This is a genomic window from Cloacibacillus sp., from assembly GCA_036655895.1.
Taxonomy (GTDB): Bacteria; Synergistota; Synergistia; order Synergistales; family Synergistaceae; genus JAVVPF01.
In genome coordinates this window covers 65001-83916 of record JAVVPF010000002.1, presented here as the reverse complement: position 1 = coordinate 83916, position 18916 = coordinate 65001, and the positions used below count along the sequence as shown (strand labels likewise).

Genomic DNA, 18916 nt, shown 5'->3' with positions numbered 1-18916 from the left:
GTTCATTAGAAATATGGTAGAGGAAAACAATAAGAGAAAGGGGGGTAAAAATGGCATTTAGAGCAGATTTGCTATTGAAATGGCGAAAGGAGCACAGCCTGACACAAGGTAGAGCCGGGCAGATGGTGGGCGTGTGTCAGACTTTCTGGCGCAGTATGGAGACAGGAGCCAAGCAGCCGTCAATCGATACGCTGTTGCTGATTACAAAAGTTACCGGTATTCCGCTTGATGAGCTGCTGGAAAACCCTACGCCGCCCCCGCCGCGCCGCGAGCGGGAAGAGGCGAGCCAAACCGCGGCAGCGAACCGACCAGAGACGAAATCAGCCGCATAATTCGAGAGTTTAGGGAGGCCGTCAACGGACTCTTTCCAGAGGTCCAAGACAAGGAAAGCTACGCCAATATTCTCTTAGACCTAAACGATAACGGACGCATCGACGCCCCGGAAATGAGAGCGAAGATAGAAAGAGGAGCCAAAGCGCTCCTCGCAGCACTGGAATAAACCGCTCGTGTAGGACATCTTGACCCATTGAGGGAGGCAAACGCTATGTCAAAAGTCTTTGGAATGGTACGAACTCCGAAATATGAAAGAGATATGTGCGCCATGATAAAGGAACGTCATACAAAAGAGCCTATTCGCTTTTTGCTTTGGGACGAGGTGGCAGAACGCGCATTCAAGTGCTGCGTCATAAAACAAAGAGGCGCTGTAATGAGTGCTTCTGCCTTTGCTTTTGCAATGGAACTTTATTGCATAAATGTAATGAAGCTATATCCGCCATATTTTCCATGGGAACATGTGCCAACCGAAGAAGAACGCTATTTTACACGCTTCTTCCGCAAACAGGGACTGTCCCCTGGACGCATATATCTGCCTGATATCGGTGTGTCGTATTGGAAGGGCGTATATGTGCGAATTCCGGAAAAATGGTATCACGTTGACACAAAAAATCTTAAACGGGAAGTGATTAAATGGCAAATCTCAGAAAATGGCGTGAAAGCGCAGGCCTCACGCAGCTTCGAGTAGCAGAACAGATTGGAATCTCAACGGCGACAATCATACGGTACGAAGCAGGGACACGTGAGCCCAGAGCAACAGAGCTTGTCAGAATGGCCCAACTCTTCGGCTGCACAGTAGACGACCTCCTGCTGGAAAACCCTACGCCGCCCCCGTCGAGCCGCGAGCGGGAAGAGGCGAGCCAAATCGCGGCGGTGAACCGACCAGAGACGAAATCAGCCGCATAATTCGGGAGTTTAGGGAGGCCATAGAGGAGCTTTTTCCGGCGATATCGGACCGCAAGGAATATGCGGACATCGTGCAGGACCTCAGCGACAACGCCCGCATCGACGACCCCGGGCTAAACGAAAAACTCCGCCGCGGCGCGGAGGTGATCCTAAAAGTAGTCTAGGCCGCAAGCGAACCATGACAATCGGATACCGGGCATAAAAATTATTTTTTATCTGGTTTATCTGTAATATCAGAATCTATACATGAAAGCCAGAACGCAATTGCTTTAACCGCGCATCCGCCTGACATTTCTTCCCACCACGCACATTTTTGCTCGATGCAATCTTGCTGGTGTAGAGGGCATTGTACGGGCATAAAACCACTCCTTTAAGCGAGGTGATTGTATTGCAATACAAGTTTTGCAGATTTGGGACAAATTCTGCGCCAGCGGGCTGGAGTTTGTATATAACCGGAGGTTCTGAGGAAACTCCTATTGATGCGATGGAAATTCTCAAAGAAACCAGCGCTGGGTGTGTCTGTAAAGAAACTGCTGTGGATCAAGCTGGTCAAGAAGAAAAATAAAATTCTGCCAAGTATCTAATTGCCATGATGCCAGTTTGAATTTTTTTAATTATATCAGAAAGCATTGATAAGGGAGGCGCGGACTTGTTCAGGACCTCTACAAAGGAAGGAGGACTTTTAATGGACGGGATAGTTACTCTACAGCTTGCAGATCCTGCGGCGATTATCGCAAAGCTTGATGAGGTGAGCGCGAAATTGGATAGGCTGCTTTCAGAGCGCGAGAAACCTGCCGCCGAATGTGGCGACCCCTACAATATGACCACAAAAGAAGCAGCTGCCTATTTGAGGGTTTCCCAAGGACTTCTCAATAGAAGCCGAATCGCAACCGCAAATGCCTGCGAGGGACCGCCCTTCCACAACATAGGAAGCAAGGGCTCAAAGGTTTATTACGTAAAAGCAGAGTTAGATGAGTGGCGCGACACCACAAGGAAGTCTTCCGGTCGCACCATGACCAAGATGGAGCGAAGGCTGAAAGGGCTACGGGCAAATATCTGAAAGGAGGCAATTGTTATGAGATTCTGACTCATAGCCGCAGCGATGGTTTTGCTGCTGCTTATGACGGGCCTGGTTGCCCTATGGAGCGCAGGCTGCGATAGAGAACGGAATCGGAAGCGGATGGAGTATCTCAACAAAAACGCGAAGAAGAGACACTGGGAGGGTGAAAAATGAAGGAATACGATAAACCCATTGTAGAACTGATAAAGACCGAGTCGGCAGAGAAAACCAGCCGCGAGACAGTGAACAAAGATATTGACCTTTTGCGGTCAATTCTTACGTATCTTGAGGCTGGTCTTGAAAAAGGTCAGTCTTTGGACGAATTAAAAACGTACCTGAAGAACATCAGAGTGCTCAGCCTGTCTCTAGATTGCGATGTATGTGCCCTATTCACGGAAGGGGCTCCCGAAGATGAACGCTATTGCTGAGAGCAGCGTTTTTTGCGGGTATGTCGCCCCGAACATCGGACTGGTGATTAACCTATTTTGGGTTGGCATAGGAGGACTCACGTGGGTGGCCTTCCGGAGCTTCTGCATCGGCTTGGGTATTGGGCGAAAGGGAGGATAAAGATGGCAGGTAAAAGCTATATATACGCTCCGCAGGGGTATCAATACACCCTGTATGTGGCGCCGCATAAGACCGTAAATGGCGAAGCCTACAGTACAAAGTTCCGCGATCGCCGCGGTACGCAGCACAGCATGCTGAAAAAAGAGCTGCCGTTCCGCAGCACCGCCGCCGAAGCTCAGGCTGATTTAGATGCTTACGCCGCGGAGTGCAGTCTTAAAGAGGCCGTGTGATGGCAGCTGCTTCATTTAAGCCGGGGGAAATTATCAAGTATATGGGCAGCGAGCTGCGATATGAAAAAACAGTGAAAGGAAGTGAATGCGAGCATCTTTTGTTTTCATCAGTAACAGGTGGCTGGATGGTGAGCTTTACTGACAAGCTGGTGGCATCAGGAGAGCTACAAGGCAAGATCTCAACGCGCAGCAAAAGCGCATGGGCATGAAAAAAGGGCTTTGGCAGTTGGCGCTGTCAAAAGCCCAGAAGAACACTCATTGAGAAAATTATATCACATAAGGAGGAAACAAAGATGTTAGACGGGATGGTAGACCTATCTCTTAAGGAAATGACGGACCTTGATGCTCAGTTTAAAAAGGTGCTGCCGGCGGTTGTGAACTCACTGAAGGATGAATCGCAGTCAGCCAGCATCACAATCACACTGAATTTTAAGCTTTGCCCTGACAGCGAAACTCAGCTTGATATGAAAACCTCAGTGAAGCCAAGTTTTGCTACAGATAAGAGGGTGACACGCTGCCGCCGAGATCTTGTCGGCAACCTCAAGGCAGACAGCTGGGATCTAGGCAATGCGCAGGTCGGAGCAACACAGAGCAGCGTTTTTAAATCAGAAGAAAACTAGGAGGAAATGTCATGGATATCAAAAATCTTGTAATACCAAGTGATTATAACGGCGATGAACCTATAGTGTTACTAGAAGGCACTGCCCCTACGCCATTAAAACCGTACAATTATCAGGGATTTCAGTACGAAGCGCTTGACGTCAAGAGTTTTTGTCGGCTGGTTAAAGAAAAAGGCATACTTGATTACGCAGTAGTCTTTGGTAATAAAGACGGCTTTCATTCCATCCTGGATGATACTGTAATCCACCGTAGTCAGGATACAGTTACTATGCCATATACCTATTCGGTGCAGATGGAAGAATGGCGTCCTGTGCTTGAGAGCGGCGGAGCGGTCTTTAAGCTTAAAGAACTGATTGACTACATCAAGAGAAGTGATAATCAGACGATAGAAAACTTTGACACCCTGCTGGATTCCATTAAAAACTTCAAATATGTATCCAACATCACCGGCGATTTTACGTTCGACAACCGCAATAACTATACCTTCTGCGTAAAAGTCAAAGACGCAGAAGGCACCGTACGAATTCCACAAGTGTTTCTCGCAAATATTGAGATATATAAAAACAGCGACTGGTTTCAGTGGATGGAAATCGAAATAGAGATAGAACAGCCAAAACAAGCCGGAGAGCAGCCGCTTTTCCAGCTACGTTGCCCTAAATTCCACCGCTATTTGCAAGAGGCGCAGGAGAACCTTTTCGATCAGATGACACAAGAACTTAATGGCTGGCTTATAGTCCAGGGCAACCCCACGAAAGCTACAAAAGCATAGCGCAGTATAAAGCACCCGCGGCGGAGACTGTCATCTCCGCCGCGGGCAATTACAAAAATCAACTAAAAGGATTATAGCATAGTGAAAGAATCTGACATGCTCGTGCGAATTTGGGTACTTTAAGAGGAGCTGGAACAATGCGCAAATACCAACTGACTGAAAAAACACTAGAACAGCTGAAACTATTGCTCGAAGGTTTCACCGACGCACCACGAAGTATAGCTGATTCAATAAACGATGAGATAGTAGCCGAAGGCGGCGAACCTTTTGCTGATTTCGATATTGGTTCTCAAGAGGCATACGCGGAACTGCTCCGCGATTTTAAGTTCCTAATTGAAGATATTGAAGGGCAGCCAGCCACTGAGGACAGACCGAACAAGGAAATCCATGATATAACAAAAACCTTGCCTGTTGTGGCACAACGTACTAAGCCCAAGCCCTGTCCGTTTTGTGGTTCAGATGATATACGTATCATGATAGAGGGTAGTTTAAATTATGGAGCTCGATATGTGTGTAAGGCATGGTGTTGGAATTGCCATGCTGGGTTTAAATTCGTTGAGCCATCCGAAAAGCAAGCACAACAGAGAGCCTTTGAGGCATGGAACAGGAGGACTGGGGATGAAGAAAATTCTTGACGCCTGCTGTGGCTCGAAGATGTTTTGGTTCGACAAATTCGCCCCTGACGTAGTGTATATGGATAATCGTAGTCTTAGTACACAACTCTGCGATGGCCGCACGCTGATAATTGCTCCTGATGTGATTGGGGATTTTCGCGATATGCCGTTCAAAGACAGTTCTTTTTCTGTTGTTGTATTTGACCCTCCTCACCTTATACGCGCCGGTGCAAAATCCTATCTGGCGCTGAAATACGGCATATTAGGCAACGACTGGCGCGAGGATTTGCGCAAAGGCTTTTCTGAGTGTTTCAGAGTTCTAAAGCCTGAAGGGATACTAATTTTCAAATGGAGTGAGATTCAGATTCCGGTAAAAAACGTTCTTTGTTTAGCCGGACAAAAACCGCTTATCCGGGAGCAGAAAAGTAAGCGGCATTGGATAGTGTTTATGAAGGAGGAATGTAATAAAAGTGTTTATGATGAATATGAGTATCAAGCATACGACCCTTATGGAGATCTTTATGAAGGGAGTTTATAAAAATGACCAATCTTGAAGCACTGAAAAAGATGATTTTCGAAATGGCACCACGCGAAATGGTAAAGTGGATGGATACCTGCCATTGTTATAGATGAGCTTACGAGTCGATAGAAAAATGGCTAGAGCAGGAGGCAGAATAATGAGAAGAACTACTAAGAAGAACGGGCTAACTGCGGAAGCGGCTATGGAGGAAGATGTATGAACCGCTGTAACTGCGGAAATCCAGAAGTAATCGTTACCTCGAAGGGGCTTCGATATGAAATCCACTGCGAAGATTGCAACTATACAACTGGTACACTGGATAGTTTTAACGAAGCAATAAGAATCTGGAACGAGCGGAATAAAGAAGTATGTTTAAGCGAAGAAAAAGCAAAACATTTCTAAATCAAAATGATTCTGGCATAAGAATGAGGGGAAATAAAAAATGTCCAAAGAATATAACTATGTACAGCTACTGGGTCAACTCGCCGATGAACCACATATCGAATGCTTCCAGGATGCCGAAACAGTGCAAAGAACAGCCTAACCTGCTACAACGCAGATGCAGCATACGCGCAGGGATTTAAAGACGCGTTCGCTATCATAAAAAATTTATAAGTTTATACGTTAAGGAGAGGGGCTCAATGATATGGATTGGCTGAGATGGTATCACGGTGCTTGTTCTGATGCTAAGTGGACGCTTGTTGCAAGAAAAGCACATACTAATATGGGTACTGTTGTCGCAATTTGGGTTTCTATACTTGAGCATGCCTCTCAGCAGGCTGACCGTGGTTCTGTTGTGTCCTATGACCCTGAAACTATCGATGCTTTGTACGGGTATGAGGATGGAACCTGTCAGGCCGTATTAACTGCCATGATAGAAAAGGAAATTATCAAGGATGGTTGTATTGCCGCATGGTCTAAGCGTCAGCCCATCAGTGACGCAGAACGAAGCAAGCGTTATCGCGACAGGAGAAAACACGTCTCATCGGCTGGCGAAGACCGCGAGGAGGTTGCGCCACTTTCCGACATCCCACAACACGAGACGACACGCAACATCACGCCGCGTCACGCAAACGACGAGAATGTCACGTTAAGAACAGAGAAGATTAGAACAGAAAAGAATATAAAATCAAAATCTAAAACAAAAGATTGCGGCGACGATGAACAAATGACGCTTATTGACGATTTTAGCGCAGAGGAAACGGAGATCGTGCAATTGTTCTGTGACGTCGAGGGGTTAAAGGTTGACGGGCAAAGGCTTATAGGGCAGTTTCGTAGTTTAAAACGCGAGTTCCCCGGTGTGGACGGACTGAATGAGGCACGTAAGATGGCGCTTTGGATTCAGGGAAAAAAGAGCCGTGCGGAGAGAGAAAAAGCGAATCTGCTGCTTTTTGTCCGCAATTGGGTAGAGCGGGCGTCAAAGAACCCTACGCCGCCACATATATCCCCACAGAGGGCCAGGAACGGCCCCGAGCATAATCCCGATGGCTCTATAGGGACGCCGACAGCAGCGGAGATCGAACATGTGCAGTTAATGGCGGAAAAGTACAAGGACATCGATTAAGAGCGGGAGGGATGAGGTTATGATGTCCACGACTGAGGTATTCAAGCAAGGTGATCTCAAGGCGATATTGCCGAATCATGCCCTGCTGCAGCAGGCTAGGAAACGAGACAGGGCGGACGCTTCACGATGGCTTTATATGCGTTTTGGCGAGGTGCGCGACGAGGAGATAGGCGATACTCTTGTCCAGGACATCATGTGCATTATGAGCTGGCAGGATGGATGCGCGCAATGCACTGACCAGCGCAGGTGCGGCCATTCGCGCGCTGTTCTTGAAATCTGCGAAGAATATGACCGCGATGGTTTCCGGCATTTTGTGACGAGAGCGCGTCCCTGCGCACAAAGCGTTGAACATGCACAAAAACACGCACGGACTGTAGTATTTTTGAATAGCGGCATTCCCGCGGAGAGATACGATAACACTTTTGCCAATTTTAGCCTTGATGGCGCTGATATGTCGCTGCGCGCCGCCAAGGGAACAGCAAGAGAATGTGTGGAAAGAAATAAAGGGCTTATTCTCGGCGGCCCTGTTGGCTGTGGCAAGACGCATCTTGCTATCGCAATGGGCATGGAAGCTTTGAAAAACGGACGCAAAGTGAAGTTTGCTCTTATGCCGGAGCTTTTAGAGGCACTGAAAAGCGAGATGCTAAACAATCAGGCTACGCTTTTGGAAGAGGTAAAGCGCTGCGACTGGCTTATTGTGGACGATGCCGGTACGGAGAATGTGACCAGTTGGAAGGACGAGCGTTTTTTTATGATTGTAGATTGGCGTTACGGCCATAAGCTGCCTACGGTCATTACGACTAACGCTGTCGGCGAAGAGGGGCTTCAGAAGGTTTTGAGCGGCGACAGAGGCGAAAGAATTTTCAGCCGTCTTATGGAGATGACGGAACAGGCGTGGATGATAGGAGCTCCGGACTACAGGCGAAGATAATATGCCGAGCATCACAAGCCTAAGGACGCAGAGAGGAGACGCTATGTCAGATACCCCAACCCTGTCAGAGGTGATAAGGCTTATAAAATTAATAATAAACCAGTGTGACGACGGTCTTGCTGTCCTGCTTGGAATGACGGCGCCACCCAGTGCAGTTGATGTATATGAGATGCGCCGCGCGCCCCAGGAAGACTATGGGGTGCGGATAGATGGAGGTGAGGATGTGCCGCATCAGCAGGCCGTCCTTGAATCACGCCAGGAAGAGGTCGTCAAGATGCTGGGAGGGTGGGGGAATATTTCAAGAGCATTTCGAGAATTTAGAAAAGAATATCCGGAGACATGGAGGCTCTTTGAGATGTCCTCTATGTTTGTGCGTCCTGGAGGTATTGTGCGTGACGGCAACGGAGGTGCTACTGTGATGATAGGCAAACGTTTTGATGGTATCACGGCAAAAACTCTGCGCCGCAGGCGCGAAGCTTTTCTTCGTACGATCGCCCTTTTTCTTATCACGCGTCCATCCGACGAAGAGTTTAGGCTTTATGATGACCCTGTAATAAATAAAAAGCTGAACTAAAAAAGGTGTCCTCACTAAGGGCCTAACTATGTTTTTTCTTTACGGTATAATTGTATCATCGAAATTGAACAGAAAACGCCATTACAAAACCTCCCAGAATACCAGCCCCGGCAAAGGTCCGGGGCTGGACTGTGGATGAGGTTTTTTTTGTTTTAATAGACACATTGGGAGGAGTTGACGTACAATGAACGCAACAAATACCTTTAGCGAGGTGTCTTCATCAATGGGCGAGATTATAACAAATTTTGAAGGACGGTTACGTTCTGTTAAGTTTAGTAAAAACGATGCGTTGCTGCCTTTATTTGAAGCAGTTGTCAACTCAATTCATGCAATAGAAGATAGAAATGCTCCTGCAAAAAGCGAAGATTTTATAGAAATTAAAATAGACCGAGTAAATCAAACGACCATAAATGATGATGAAAAAGTCAAAGAGAACGCAATACAGACTATAACAATTACAGACAACGGTATTGGCTTTACAGATGCAAATCTGCAATCTTTTAAAACGCTTGACAGCGATTATAAAAGCAACAGAGGTGGCAAGGGGATAGGGCGCCTTGTCTGGCTTAAGGCATTTGCCAAAGTGGAAATAGAAAGCGTTTATATTGAAGGAGACGAAAAACAACACCGCAGTATAATATTCGACCACAAAAACGATGTTACGGTGGAACCTCCGGCAGTAGTTGTCAATGAAGCTCCATGTCTTACAAAAGTATGCCTTAAAAATTATTATGCGGAATTCGCACCCACCAGCAGTATTGAATCTATAGGAATTAAACTTCTGGAACACTGTATCGGGTATATTGTAGGAAATACAAATATTCCGCATATAACTATAATTGACGGCGGAAAGACGCTGGATATTTCAGATTTATTTGACGAATCAAAAACCTGTGTCACGTGCGAAACTATTGTCATCGGAGATAATGAGTTTAATTTATCCCATATTCTGTTTTCTTTAACAAAGGAACAGGCACCCCGCATGATATTGACTGCTGATGGCAGAGCGGTTTCTAGCTGGAAGCTTGAACCTCTCGTCCCCGGGCTGATAGGCAGAGTGCAAACGGAGAGTGGTGTTTTTGATTATTTCTGCCGGGTGTCATCCAGTTTTCTGAATAAGAGAGTCTCATCAGAACGCAATTCCTTTGATATTCCTCTTGAAAGAAGCGAATTAAAAGACTTGGACATTTCCATGGAGGAAATCAAAGCTGCTCTGCTTGTTGCTGTAAAAACATACCTACATGAATTTTTAAAAGAAAACAAAGAGAAAGCAAAAGCTCATATTGCGAAATATGTCGCGGAAATTGCACCTAAATACCGTCCGTTTTTAGGCCGCTTGCCTGAGGACCTGCCTTTTTCCGACACAGCATCTTACAGTGAAATGGACAAATATCTACATCAACATCAATATAATATCGAATGCAAGGTGCTCAACGAAGGGCGTAAGATATTAGAAGCCAGAGATGTTTTTGTTCCGGAATATGAGGTTCGACTTAATGAATATCTCAAGGACATCGACGATATTAAGAAAAGCGACCTTGCCGGATATGTGAGCCACAGGAAAGCCGTTATTGAACTGCTGAAAAAGCTTTTAAAATTGAAAGCGGATGGAAAGTATGAAGCAGAAGCCAGCTTGCACGCTCTTATTCTTCCAATGAAGTGCGAATCTACCGATGAGGCATATCAAATGGCCAATCTCTGGCTCATTGATGAAAGACTTGCTTTCCACGACTACCTTGCGTCAGATTTGCCGCTTAAACAAATTAAGATCACTGACAGCACAAGTCTTGATCGCCCTGACGCATTGATTCTCCAAGTCTATGATGGTCCTGTGGCCGCTTCAGATGATGGTGAACGCCCTAAGACTGCATTGAGTATAATTGAGTTTAAAAAGCCGATGCGAAACGATATGACATGTGAGGACAAAGACCCGATATTGCAGGCAATTGGATATTTGAAAAAAATTAGAAAAGGTGAAGCTAAAACGTCGTCGGGACGTACAATAAATATCACAAATCAGCAGTGTTATCTGTATATTGTTTGTGATTTAACATCTACTATGAGAGACAGGTGCCTTACTGCCGGTTATAAAGAGTCAGCTGACGGACAGTCCTTTATTGGCGTGAATGATAATTATAAGGCAATTATTGAGGTATTATCCTATGATGCGCTTGTCAGCAGAGCATATGAGCGCAATTACGCTTTCTTTGAAAAACTGGGACTTCCATCTCGACGTTAAAGGGATTAAAGCACAGTCACTAATAGAGCCTATCACGCAGCCCTTTTTCAAAGGGGCTGCTTTTTTATTATGCAAAAGGAGGCCTTTGAATGGGCGAGGTTATTATCTGGGTCAAGGACAACGGCCGCGGGCGGATTGCCGGGCATTCAAAGGCAGATTACTCCCCTCTTCCGCTGGGGGCTATTCCAATAACGCGCGTGCCAGAATGTGACACGGAGCTGATGCTTGAGTGGATACGCAAGCAGATTGCGCTCGGGTGGAGCGCAAAACGCATGAGGGCGCAGTGCCGATAGTAAAGGATGTGAGAAGATGCATTTCGTGCAGCCGCTTAGGACTAAATCTGATATTGAGAAAATAAAGGGCGCTCTGAAGGAGCGGAATTTGCGCGACTATGCGCTTTTTGTCCTTGGTATGAATACAGGTCTTAGAGTATCAGACATACTGCGGCTCAAAGTGATGGATGTCGTTGAGCCTACAGAAAGGGATGTCCGCATAAAGGACAATCTTGAAATCGTCGAGAAGAAGACGGGAAAGTGCAAAGAACTGCCCTTAAATAAGGCCGCCCGTTCCGCTCTCCGTGAATTTCTCCGCGCCTCTCCGCTGATCTATCGCGAGACTTCTCCACTCTTTCCTTCACGTGTGGGTCAGGGGCGTGAGCCAATATCGCGATACATGGTGTGGCTGATTCTCAAACTGGCCGCGAACGAGGTGGGAATCAGGGAAAAAGTAGGAACGCATACTATGCGTAAGACTTACGGATATCAGCTCTATAAGCAGGGTGTGGACATAACTAGGATACAATATTTGCTTAATCACAGTTCACCAGAAATCACTTTATCATACATAGGAATTACAAAAGACGAGACTGACAGCTATATAAAAGCTCTGAATCTATAGGCGGTTTTATATATCCTCAAAAAACGAGCGGCTGGAATTTAAGCCAGAAGCATCACAGAGCATTGCAGTCAGCGGCTTTTATAAGGTTGGTTGAAATTCAACAAACCATAGATATGTAGAATTTATGGTATTAAAGCGTGAAAGTACAGGGGCTAAAGCGTTGCTGTCAGTGAATTCTATTTTTGAAAAAGCTGTTCACCATTCCTTATTATGTTGAGTTTAAAAATGATTTTCTAAAAAACGTTGAATTCAGTATACATTAGATAACTGCTAGACTATGTTTTAAAGCATACAAATAGTGAGTGAGGTGATTGCTATGGATGTTCAGATAGAAACTAATTTTGCGGAGATGCAGGAATGGTTCACCGGCAAGGTCTTAAAACAACTTAAGTTCGCGGCATCTGTGGCTCTTTATGATACCGCGAAGGATATTCAAACGGCTGTAAGAGAGGATTTGCCGAAACTTTTTACCGTTCGCAACGACTGGGTCAGCAAGGGCATCCGCATAAAACCCGGCAGTTCACGGGCCATCCGCAATGCAAGCGCTGGGATATCAGGGATGGAAGTCAGCATTGGCAGCGTTGATGCTTTTATGGCTATGCAGGAGCTTGGCGGAGTGAAAGACCCGCGAAAGAAAGCACGCAGGCTTGCTATTCCCAAGCGTGATCCTGTCGGAGAAATCTTAGATAAAACTAAGTGGCCAAAGGCTATATTAAAAAAGCCAGGCTATTTTATGTGGACACGCAAGGATGGAAGGGGCTTTGTCTTTTATAGAGCGCAGAAGGCTCGCTATCCTATAGAACTGAAATACTCTTTTGCTGAAAGCGTAAAGATTCCAGACCGTTGGAATTTCAGGGAGCGCGCTACCAGCATTGCGCCCGAAAAATACTATAAAAACTTTGAAAGAGCATTTAAAAATGCAATGGACACAGCAAAATAACACTCCCACCCCCCGGATACTAGGTTCTGGCAAAAAACAGGGCATGAGGGTGCCGCGAGGCGCGGGGGGTTTCTAGCTGTGAGTGAAAAAATCAGGCTGAAGTATACAGGAGGTGACGCCCTTGGCGGAACTAATCAGCATGTCGGAGTTTGCCCGCCGCAAGGGCGTCACTCCGCAATCGGTACATAAAGCTATTAAATGCAACAGAATAGGTGTTGTTCATACAGGCGCCAGGGCAAAGCTTGACTGGGATATAGCTTCGGCGCAGTGGGACAGGAGCGCGCAGCTTAAGGCGGAGCTGCGTAAGCGCCGCAGCGTGCAGGAGCAGGAAGAACCTGTGATTGAGTTTCCTTCAGAAGCAGAAACCGCGATTGCTGAGGACGATGACGACCCAGGCATTCCAAGCGGGACGGATTATTTTGAGCAGCGCGGTGCAACGGAGGCCTATAAGGCAAAGCTCGCGCGTCTCAAATATCTCGAAGAAAAGGGGCAGCTTGTGCGAGCTGAGGACGTGAAATACGCCTGTTCAAAGATGGTCTCCGCGATCAGGCAGCGAGTGCAATCCGTACCTTCAAAGGCGAAGATACGGCTGCCGCACCTCACAGTCTCTGACATGAGCGTCCTTGACGACCTGATGCGCGAGGCGCTGACAGAGCTTGCCGATTGGAGCTTAAAAGATGCAGTGTGACGTTTCTATTGGCGGTCTTGTCCGCGAGGTAATGGAGGGCTTCCGCCCCCCAAAAGAGCTGACACTCTCTGAATGGGCTGACGAATATGCCTATCTCTCGCCAGAATCATCGGCGGAGACGGGCAAGTGGCACTGTTTCCCATATCAGCGCGGGATGCTTGACGCCTTCACAGACCCCGGCGTTGAGTATATTGTCGTTATGAAGAGCGCCCGGGTTGGATACACGAAGATGATAGACCACGCGATAGGCTACTACATCCATCAGGATCCATGCTCTATTATGGTGGTGCAGCCGACAGATCAGGACGCGGAGGATTACAGTAAGGACGACATTGGCCCCATGCTGCGGGACACTCCATGTATAGCAGGTCTCGTATCTGACGAGAAGAGCCGTTCCTCCAGCAACACGCTGCGCAAGAAGCTCTTTCGCGGCGGGCAGCTGCTTCTTATCGGAGCGAACGCGCCCTCAGGTTTCCGTCGTGTCACTATGCGCGTTGTCCTTTTTGACGAGGTTGACGGCTATCCTCCGACGGCGGGCACCGAGGGCGACCAGATACGCCTTGGCATCAAGCGTACAGACACTTACTGGAATCGCAAAATTTCAATAGGCAGTACGCCGACGATTGACAGGCGCAGCCGTATACAGGAATGGTTTGAGTTCACGAATCAGATGCGCTACTTTGTTCCGTGTCCCTTCTGTGGACATATGCAGTTTCTACGCTGGAGCCAGATCAAATGGGATGAGGGCAAGCCTGAGACGGCGCGTTATGAGTGTGAGCACTGTCATAGAAAGATAAACCACAGTCAGAAGTCGTGGATGATTGAGCGTGGAGAATGGTGTCCTACGACCGAGGGGCGCAATGGGTATGTTGGCTTTCACATTTGGGCCGGCTACAGCTACCATCCGAATAGCACGTGGGAGAAGCTCGCGGCGGAATTTGAGGAGGTAAAGGGACATCCGGAGCAATTGAAGACCTTTGTCAATACAGTTCTTGGCGAGTGCTGGGTTGATAAGGGCGAAGCTCCCGAGTGGGAGCGGCTCTATGAGCGCAGGGAGCTTTACGAACGCAACACAATACCGGAGGGCGGGGTCATCCTTACGGCCGGTGTTGACGTTCAGGCGGACCGTCTCGAAGCGGAGGTTGTCGCCTGGGGGCGCAATAATGAGTCATGGAGCGTGGATTATAGAGTTTTCCCCGGCAAGACGCAGGATTTAAGCGCGCCCTGCTGGCAACAGCTTGCCGCACTGCTTTCCGAACACTGGCGCGACAGCCTTGGCGCTGCACGTCAGATTGAAAAGATGGCAATCGACAGCGGCTTTAACACAAATACCGTATACAACTGGGTTAGAACGCAGGATGCGGCTCGCGTGATTGCTACAAAGGGCGTTGAAACGGCGCCTGCTGTAATAAATCAGCCTCGTGCAGTTGAGGTGCGTGAGAATGGTAAACGTATCTATCGCGGTATCAAGGTGTGGACGATAGGCACAAATATTGCGAAGTCAGAGCTTTATGGATGGCTTAAGCAGCAGCGCGACCCGGACAAGGACATTCCCTACGGCTGGTGCCATTTTCCGCAGTATGAAGCGGAATATTTCAAGATGCTGACGGCAGAGCAGACAATACCTAGAGTAATAAGAGGTTATCGCCGCTATGTATGGGAGAAGATGCGCGAGCGCAACGAGGCGCTCGACATTCGCATACTCAACAGAGCAATGGCGATGCTTATAGGAACGGACAGATTTTCTGACGAAGAATGGAAAAAACGTCAGAATTATAATGGCACACGCGCAAATTCTTCAAAAAAACGACGCAGCACTTCTGATTTCTGGAGCTGAGGTGATCATGTATGGCTTTTACTCAAGGAGACCTTGACGCTGTACGCGCTGCCATTGCAAGCGGCGCTACACGGGTTAAGTATAAGGACAGAGAAGTCCAGTATCAGACGCTGGACGATTTAATCAAAATAAAAGGATTGATAGAACGGGAGCTCGGAGCGAGTTCCCGTTCTTATCGTTATCCTGCTTACTCAAAGGGGGTGTAGGTGGTGTGGAGATAGGTATTTTGGACAGAGCTCTGGCCTGCATCTCTCCCAGGGCGGCCTTAAATCGCGTCAGGGCGCGCATGGCGCTGGATGTGACACTAGGATATGACGGAGCCTCTCGCACAAGACGGCTTTCAGGCTGGCGCAAGGTAACAGCAGCTTCAGCAAACTCTGAGGCAAGGCCTGTCATTCGTGCGCTTCGGGAGCGCACAAGAGACCTTGCTCGCAATAATTATTACGGGGTCAGGGCTATTGACCAGATTGCAAACAATATGGTCGGCGCAGGCATCATTCCGGTCTTCAAGGCGAAGTCCAAGGCTAAGGCTGACAGGCTGAACGAGCTTTGGACAGCGTGGGGCGAGGACAGTGTTTATTGTGATTTTGACGAGGTTGGCAATATCTACGCGCTGCAGGGCATGATGGCGAAGACGTTGGCAGAAAGCGGCGAGTGCGTTGTGCTGCGGCGTTTCGTGAATGACAGCAGCAGGGTGCTCCCGTTTGAAATTCAGGTATTAGAGCCGGACCATATCGACAGCACGCGGGATTCTTATCATAGGCTTGTGGGAGAACCCTTTACCTGCCTTGGTATTCAATTTAACGCTCTTGGAAAAAGGACAGGCTACTGGCTCTTTGACAATCACCCAGGTGAAGGCGTTGCGATGAATGCCTCCCGCCTGCATTCAGCCGATGAGGTGATTCATCTTTTCAGGCGCGACAGGCCGGAGCAGATACGCGGTATCCCATGGCTTACGCCTTGCATTCTGCGGATGAAGGACTTGGATGATTACGAGGATGCGCAGCTGCTTAGGCAAAAAATAGCCGCCTGCTTCGCTGCCTTCATCCGCGACACAGAAGGCGGAGGCTCTATTTCCGGCGATGACGATGAACTGCTTGAACGCATTGAGCCAGGGCGCATAGAGACGCTGCCTCCGGGAAAAGATATTGTCTTTGGCAGTCCCCCCGGGCCGGAAAATTATGACGCATATATGAGGCAGGTGCTTCACGGTATAGCCGCAGGCGTTGGTCTAACGTACGAGATGCTTACGGGCGATTACTCGCAGGTAAATTTTACAAGCGGCCGCATGGGGCGCGGTGATTTTTGGACTCAGCTCGACTGCTGGCAATGGCATATTTTTATTCCACAGGCTCTTTCGGTTCTAGGACGATGGTTTCTTGAGGCCGCGGAACTGAAAGGCTGTGACATAAGCGGGGTGCGCATTGAGTGGGTGCCTCCAAAACGACAGTTAGTTGACCCAACAAGGGAGATACCAGCGATGGTGAAATCGGTGCGAGCTGGATTCTCCAGCCGCCAGCAGCAGATACGTGAGCTTGGCTTTGACCCGCGCGTGGTTGAAGGCGAGCTTGAAGAGGATAATGCCAACGCCGACGCAAAGGGGCTGATTCTCGACTCCGACCCGCGCAGGGTAAATAACGGCGGACAGGCTCAGGCAGATATGACCGGAGGCGGCGCCGAAGAAAATAATAACAAGGAGGATGAATGATGCCAGATAAAAAGATACCAGTTCCTCTGTCAATGTGCAGCTTTCAGGGGGCTTTCGCGCCCAGCAGCATCAACACCGAGAACCGGACTGTTGAAGTGGCATGGTATACGGGGGCAACGGTCGAACGGTACAGCTGGAGCGAGGGGCGTTATATGCTTGAACTCTCAATGGAGCCGTCCGCCGTAGACCTGAAGAGGCTTAAATGCGGAACAGCGCCGCTGCTTAATGCCCACAGTACCTACAGAATTGAGGACATTATAGGGGTTGTGGAAAACGCAAGAATTGAGAACGGGGTCGGGTATGCGACAGTTCGCTTCTCGCAGCGCCCCGAGGTGGAGCCAATCTTTCAGGATGTGAAGGACGGCATTATCTGTAACCTGTCTATGGGCGCAAATATTGATGCTATAGAGCTGGTTGAGAGCGTCGAAGGCAAGCCTAAGCTCTACCGCGCGACGAAGTGGAGCGTACAGGAGCTGTCGCTTGTACCAGTGGGCGCAGATCCTAATGCTCAGACACTTGGTTATCTGCAGGACAAAGATGACCCTGTCCTGAATCTTATAAAAGGAGACGTGAAGATGGAGAAAGATAAGACAATACCTGTAATTGAAACAACGCCAAATACAAAGGCGGAGCTTAGCGCGGAGCAGAAGGAGGCGCTTGCACTTGAGGAACGTAGCCGAATCACAAAAATTCAGGGACTTTGCTCAAAGCACGGCATGAAGGAAGGCTTTGCCGCTCAGTATGTGGAAAGCGGAGCAAGCCTTGAAAGTGTGCGTGACGCAATTCTTGAAGAGCTTGCCAAGACTGCGCCTACAGTACAGAGTATATCTATCGGCGCAGAGGCCTGCGAAAAGCAACGCAAGGAAGTAGAACTTGCCCTGCTCGACCGAGCAGCTCCGGGCACAGTAAGGTGCGAAAGTAATCACTACCGCGGGCTGTCTCTTATTGAAATGTCGCGTCAATATCTCGCAGAAAACGGCGTAAATGTCGAAGGCGCAAGCAGGCGCGAAATAGCAGAGCTTGCCCTCTGCGGCCGCACTGCGCTTGGCGGCCTTATGAGCTCCGGCGACCTGCCGCTCATACTCGGCAATACGATTGCACGACGTTTGCAGGGAGTATATCAGGAAATGGCTCCTACATGGCAGCAGTTCTGCACACGCGCTACCGCGATAGATTTCAAGGAGATGACAGTTGTATCTCTCTCCGGCGATGTTGCGCTTAAGGACGTTGCAGAGCACGGTGAGTATACTCGCGGTTCCCTTTCGGAGGCCACTGAGAAATATAAAGTTAAAAAGTCAGGACGTATCATTGGACTCACGCTGGAAATGATGATGAATGACGACCTGGGCGCCTTCAATCGTATTCCGATGATGATGTCAGCCGCTGCCCGCGAGAAAGAGGCAAAGACTGTTTTCGGTATTCTTACCACGAATGCCAATATGAGTGATGGGAATGCCCTGTTCAGCTCCGGACATAATAATATTGGAACCGCAGGAGTTCCAAGCGAGACGACTCTGTCTGAGGCAGTGCAGGGTATGTACGCTCAGACAAACGCCGCAGGAGATCCTATCAACGTGAAGCCTCAGTTCCTCGTACATGGCCCCAAGAACATCGTTGCCGTAAAGAAGCTGCTGAGCATGGAAATGCTGGCCGGCAAAAGCGCTGATGTAAACGTATTCAAGGGCGCCTTTACGCCTGTACTTGACCCCCATATCACAGGTAAAAAGTGGTGGCTCGTAACAGATCCCATGATGTGTGACACCATTGAATATGCGTATCTTGACGGACAGGAAGGACTTTACACGGAAATCCGTTACGGCTTCGATGTAGACGGCATGGAAATCAAGGCGCGCCATGTTTTCGGCGCGAAGGCTATAGACCACCGCGGCATGTACTATAACGCGGGCGAATAGGAGGG

Annotated in this window: 23 protein-coding genes; all 23 read left to right on the top strand. The window is 48.4% G+C overall.

The window, feature by feature from the left end:
• The first annotated feature begins 50 nt into the window (after positions 1 to 50).
• The 23 genes from RRY12_01450 to RRY12_01340 all read left to right on the top strand — a co-directional run bounded on the left by RRY12_01450 (position 51) and on the right by RRY12_01340 (position 18911).
• A complete protein-coding gene (locus tag RRY12_01450; GenBank protein ID MEG2183328.1) occupies positions 51 to 332 on the top strand; it encodes a helix-turn-helix transcriptional regulator in 282 nt (93 codons plus the stop codon).
• A gap of 212 nt (positions 333 to 544) precedes the next feature.
• Positions 545 to 1021, top strand: a complete 477-nt coding sequence (locus RRY12_01445) for a hypothetical protein (protein MEG2183327.1) — start codon at positions 545 to 547, stop codon at positions 1019 to 1021.
• Between the two features lie 83 nt (positions 1022 to 1104).
• Positions 1105 to 1239 (top strand): hypothetical protein, encoded by a 135-nt coding sequence (locus RRY12_01440; protein MEG2183326.1) that lies wholly within the window; start codon positions 1105 to 1107, stop codon positions 1237 to 1239.
• A 346-nt stretch (positions 1240 to 1585) separates the two neighbouring features.
• Complete coding sequence (locus tag RRY12_01435; protein MEG2183325.1) at positions 1586 to 1804, top strand: hypothetical protein; 219 nt, start codon at positions 1586 to 1588, stop codon at positions 1802 to 1804.
• A gap of 120 nt (positions 1805 to 1924) precedes the next feature.
• Complete coding sequence (locus tag RRY12_01430) at positions 1925 to 2299, top strand: hypothetical protein (GenBank protein MEG2183324.1); 375 nt, start codon at positions 1925 to 1927, stop codon at positions 2297 to 2299.
• 170 nt (positions 2300 to 2469) lie between these two features.
• Positions 2470 to 2727, top strand: a complete 258-nt coding sequence (locus tag RRY12_01425; GenBank protein MEG2183323.1) for a hypothetical protein — start codon at positions 2470 to 2472, stop codon at positions 2725 to 2727.
• 141 nt (positions 2728 to 2868) lie between these two features.
• Positions 2869 to 3096 (top strand): hypothetical protein, encoded by a 228-nt coding sequence (locus RRY12_01420; protein MEG2183322.1) that lies wholly within the window; start codon positions 2869 to 2871, stop codon positions 3094 to 3096.
• Positions 3096 to 3305: a hypothetical protein gene (locus RRY12_01415; protein ID MEG2183321.1), complete on the top strand. Its 210-nt coding sequence runs from the start codon at positions 3096 to 3098 to the stop codon at positions 3303 to 3305. The genes RRY12_01420 and RRY12_01415 overlap by 1 nt, the downstream gene beginning before the upstream one ends.
• A gap of 84 nt (positions 3306 to 3389) precedes the next feature.
• Entirely contained in the window at positions 3390 to 3716 is a 327-nt protein-coding gene (locus RRY12_01410; GenBank protein MEG2183320.1) for a hypothetical protein, read from the top strand.
• 11 nt (positions 3717 to 3727) lie between these two features.
• Positions 3728 to 4486 carry a hypothetical protein gene (locus tag RRY12_01405; protein ID MEG2183319.1) on the top strand — a complete coding sequence of 253 codons (759 nt, stop codon included), beginning with the start codon at positions 3728 to 3730 and terminating at the stop codon, positions 4484 to 4486.
• 137 nt (positions 4487 to 4623) lie between these two features.
• The gene (locus RRY12_01400; protein MEG2183318.1) at positions 4624 to 5121 is read left to right on the top strand and encodes a Lar family restriction alleviation protein; all 498 of its coding nucleotides are present in this window, start codon (positions 4624 to 4626) and stop codon (positions 5119 to 5121) included.
• A complete protein-coding gene (locus RRY12_01395) occupies positions 5105 to 5638 on the top strand; it encodes a methyltransferase domain-containing protein (GenBank protein MEG2183317.1) in 534 nt (177 codons plus the stop codon). The genes RRY12_01400 and RRY12_01395 overlap by 17 nt, the downstream gene beginning before the upstream one ends.
• A 628-nt stretch (positions 5639 to 6266) precedes the next feature.
• Complete coding sequence (locus tag RRY12_01390) at positions 6267 to 7184, top strand: hypothetical protein (protein MEG2183316.1); 918 nt, start codon at positions 6267 to 6269, stop codon at positions 7182 to 7184.
• A gap of 19 nt (positions 7185 to 7203) precedes the next feature.
• Positions 7204 to 8115, top strand: a complete 912-nt coding sequence (locus RRY12_01385; GenBank protein ID MEG2183315.1) for an ATP-binding protein — start codon at positions 7204 to 7206, stop codon at positions 8113 to 8115.
• 43 nt (positions 8116 to 8158) lie between these two features.
• Positions 8159 to 8689, top strand: coding sequence for a hypothetical protein (locus RRY12_01380; protein MEG2183314.1), 531 nt, complete (start codon positions 8159 to 8161; stop codon positions 8687 to 8689).
• A gap of 184 nt (positions 8690 to 8873) precedes the next feature.
• Complete coding sequence (locus RRY12_01375; protein ID MEG2183313.1) at positions 8874 to 10928, top strand: ATP-binding protein; 2055 nt, start codon at positions 8874 to 8876, stop codon at positions 10926 to 10928.
• Positions 10929 to 11017: 89 nt separating this feature from the next.
• Positions 11018 to 11221 carry a hypothetical protein gene (locus tag RRY12_01370; protein ID MEG2183312.1) on the top strand — a complete coding sequence of 68 codons (204 nt, stop codon included), beginning with the start codon at positions 11018 to 11020 and terminating at the stop codon, positions 11219 to 11221.
• A gap of 16 nt (positions 11222 to 11237) precedes the next feature.
• Positions 11238 to 11825 (top strand): site-specific integrase, encoded by a 588-nt coding sequence (locus RRY12_01365; GenBank protein ID MEG2183311.1) that lies wholly within the window; start codon positions 11238 to 11240, stop codon positions 11823 to 11825.
• Between the two features lie 316 nt (positions 11826 to 12141).
• Complete coding sequence (locus RRY12_01360) at positions 12142 to 12765, top strand: hypothetical protein (protein ID MEG2183310.1); 624 nt, start codon at positions 12142 to 12144, stop codon at positions 12763 to 12765.
• A 121-nt stretch (positions 12766 to 12886) separates the two neighbouring features.
• Positions 12887 to 13453: a hypothetical protein gene (locus RRY12_01355; protein ID MEG2183309.1), complete on the top strand. Its 567-nt coding sequence runs from the start codon at positions 12887 to 12889 to the stop codon at positions 13451 to 13453.
• Entirely contained in the window at positions 13443 to 15290 is a 1848-nt protein-coding gene (locus RRY12_01350; GenBank protein ID MEG2183308.1) for a phage terminase large subunit family protein, read from the top strand. The genes RRY12_01355 and RRY12_01350 overlap by 11 nt, the downstream gene beginning before the upstream one ends.
• A 211-nt stretch (positions 15291 to 15501) precedes the next feature.
• Positions 15502 to 16998 carry a phage portal protein gene (locus RRY12_01345; protein MEG2183307.1) on the top strand — a complete coding sequence of 499 codons (1497 nt, stop codon included), beginning with the start codon at positions 15502 to 15504 and terminating at the stop codon, positions 16996 to 16998.
• Positions 16998 to 18911, top strand: a complete 1914-nt coding sequence (locus RRY12_01340; GenBank protein MEG2183306.1) for a hypothetical protein — start codon at positions 16998 to 17000, stop codon at positions 18909 to 18911. Before RRY12_01345 ends, RRY12_01340 begins: the two co-directional genes overlap by 1 nt.
• The last annotated feature ends 5 nt before the right edge of the window (positions 18912 to 18916 follow it).

Coding starts and splice junctions, on each gene's coding strand:
- RRY12_01380 (MEG2183314.1), top strand. CDS start 8,159: ATGTCAGATACCCCAACCCTGTCAGAGGTGATAAGGCTTATAAAATTA.
- RRY12_01395 (MEG2183317.1), top strand. CDS start 5,105: ATGAAGAAAATTCTTGACGCCTGCTGTGGCTCGAAGATGTTTTGGTTC.
- RRY12_01365 (MEG2183311.1), top strand. CDS start 11,238: ATGCATTTCGTGCAGCCGCTTAGGACTAAATCTGATATTGAGAAAATA.
- RRY12_01440 (MEG2183326.1), top strand. CDS start 1,105: ATGGCCCAACTCTTCGGCTGCACAGTAGACGACCTCCTGCTGGAAAAC.
- RRY12_01370 (MEG2183312.1), top strand. CDS start 11,018: ATGGGCGAGGTTATTATCTGGGTCAAGGACAACGGCCGCGGGCGGATT.
- RRY12_01350 (MEG2183308.1), top strand. CDS start 13,443: ATGCAGTGTGACGTTTCTATTGGCGGTCTTGTCCGCGAGGTAATGGAG.
- RRY12_01340 (MEG2183306.1), top strand. CDS start 16,998: ATGCCAGATAAAAAGATACCAGTTCCTCTGTCAATGTGCAGCTTTCAG.
- RRY12_01375 (MEG2183313.1), top strand. CDS start 8,874: ATGAACGCAACAAATACCTTTAGCGAGGTGTCTTCATCAATGGGCGAG.
- RRY12_01410 (MEG2183320.1), top strand. CDS start 3,390: ATGTTAGACGGGATGGTAGACCTATCTCTTAAGGAAATGACGGACCTT.
- RRY12_01360 (MEG2183310.1), top strand. CDS start 12,142: ATGGATGTTCAGATAGAAACTAATTTTGCGGAGATGCAGGAATGGTTC.
- RRY12_01420 (MEG2183322.1), top strand. CDS start 2,869: ATGGCAGGTAAAAGCTATATATACGCTCCGCAGGGGTATCAATACACC.
- RRY12_01390 (MEG2183316.1), top strand. CDS start 6,267: ATGGATTGGCTGAGATGGTATCACGGTGCTTGTTCTGATGCTAAGTGG.
- RRY12_01415 (MEG2183321.1), top strand. CDS start 3,096: ATGGCAGCTGCTTCATTTAAGCCGGGGGAAATTATCAAGTATATGGGC.
- RRY12_01450 (MEG2183328.1), top strand. CDS start 51: ATGGCATTTAGAGCAGATTTGCTATTGAAATGGCGAAAGGAGCACAGC.
- RRY12_01425 (MEG2183323.1), top strand. CDS start 2,470: ATGAAGGAATACGATAAACCCATTGTAGAACTGATAAAGACCGAGTCG.
- RRY12_01430 (MEG2183324.1), top strand. CDS start 1,925: ATGGACGGGATAGTTACTCTACAGCTTGCAGATCCTGCGGCGATTATC.
- RRY12_01405 (MEG2183319.1), top strand. CDS start 3,728: ATGGATATCAAAAATCTTGTAATACCAAGTGATTATAACGGCGATGAA.
- RRY12_01445 (MEG2183327.1), top strand. CDS start 545: ATGTCAAAAGTCTTTGGAATGGTACGAACTCCGAAATATGAAAGAGAT.
- RRY12_01385 (MEG2183315.1), top strand. CDS start 7,204: ATGATGTCCACGACTGAGGTATTCAAGCAAGGTGATCTCAAGGCGATA.
- RRY12_01400 (MEG2183318.1), top strand. CDS start 4,624: ATGCGCAAATACCAACTGACTGAAAAAACACTAGAACAGCTGAAACTA.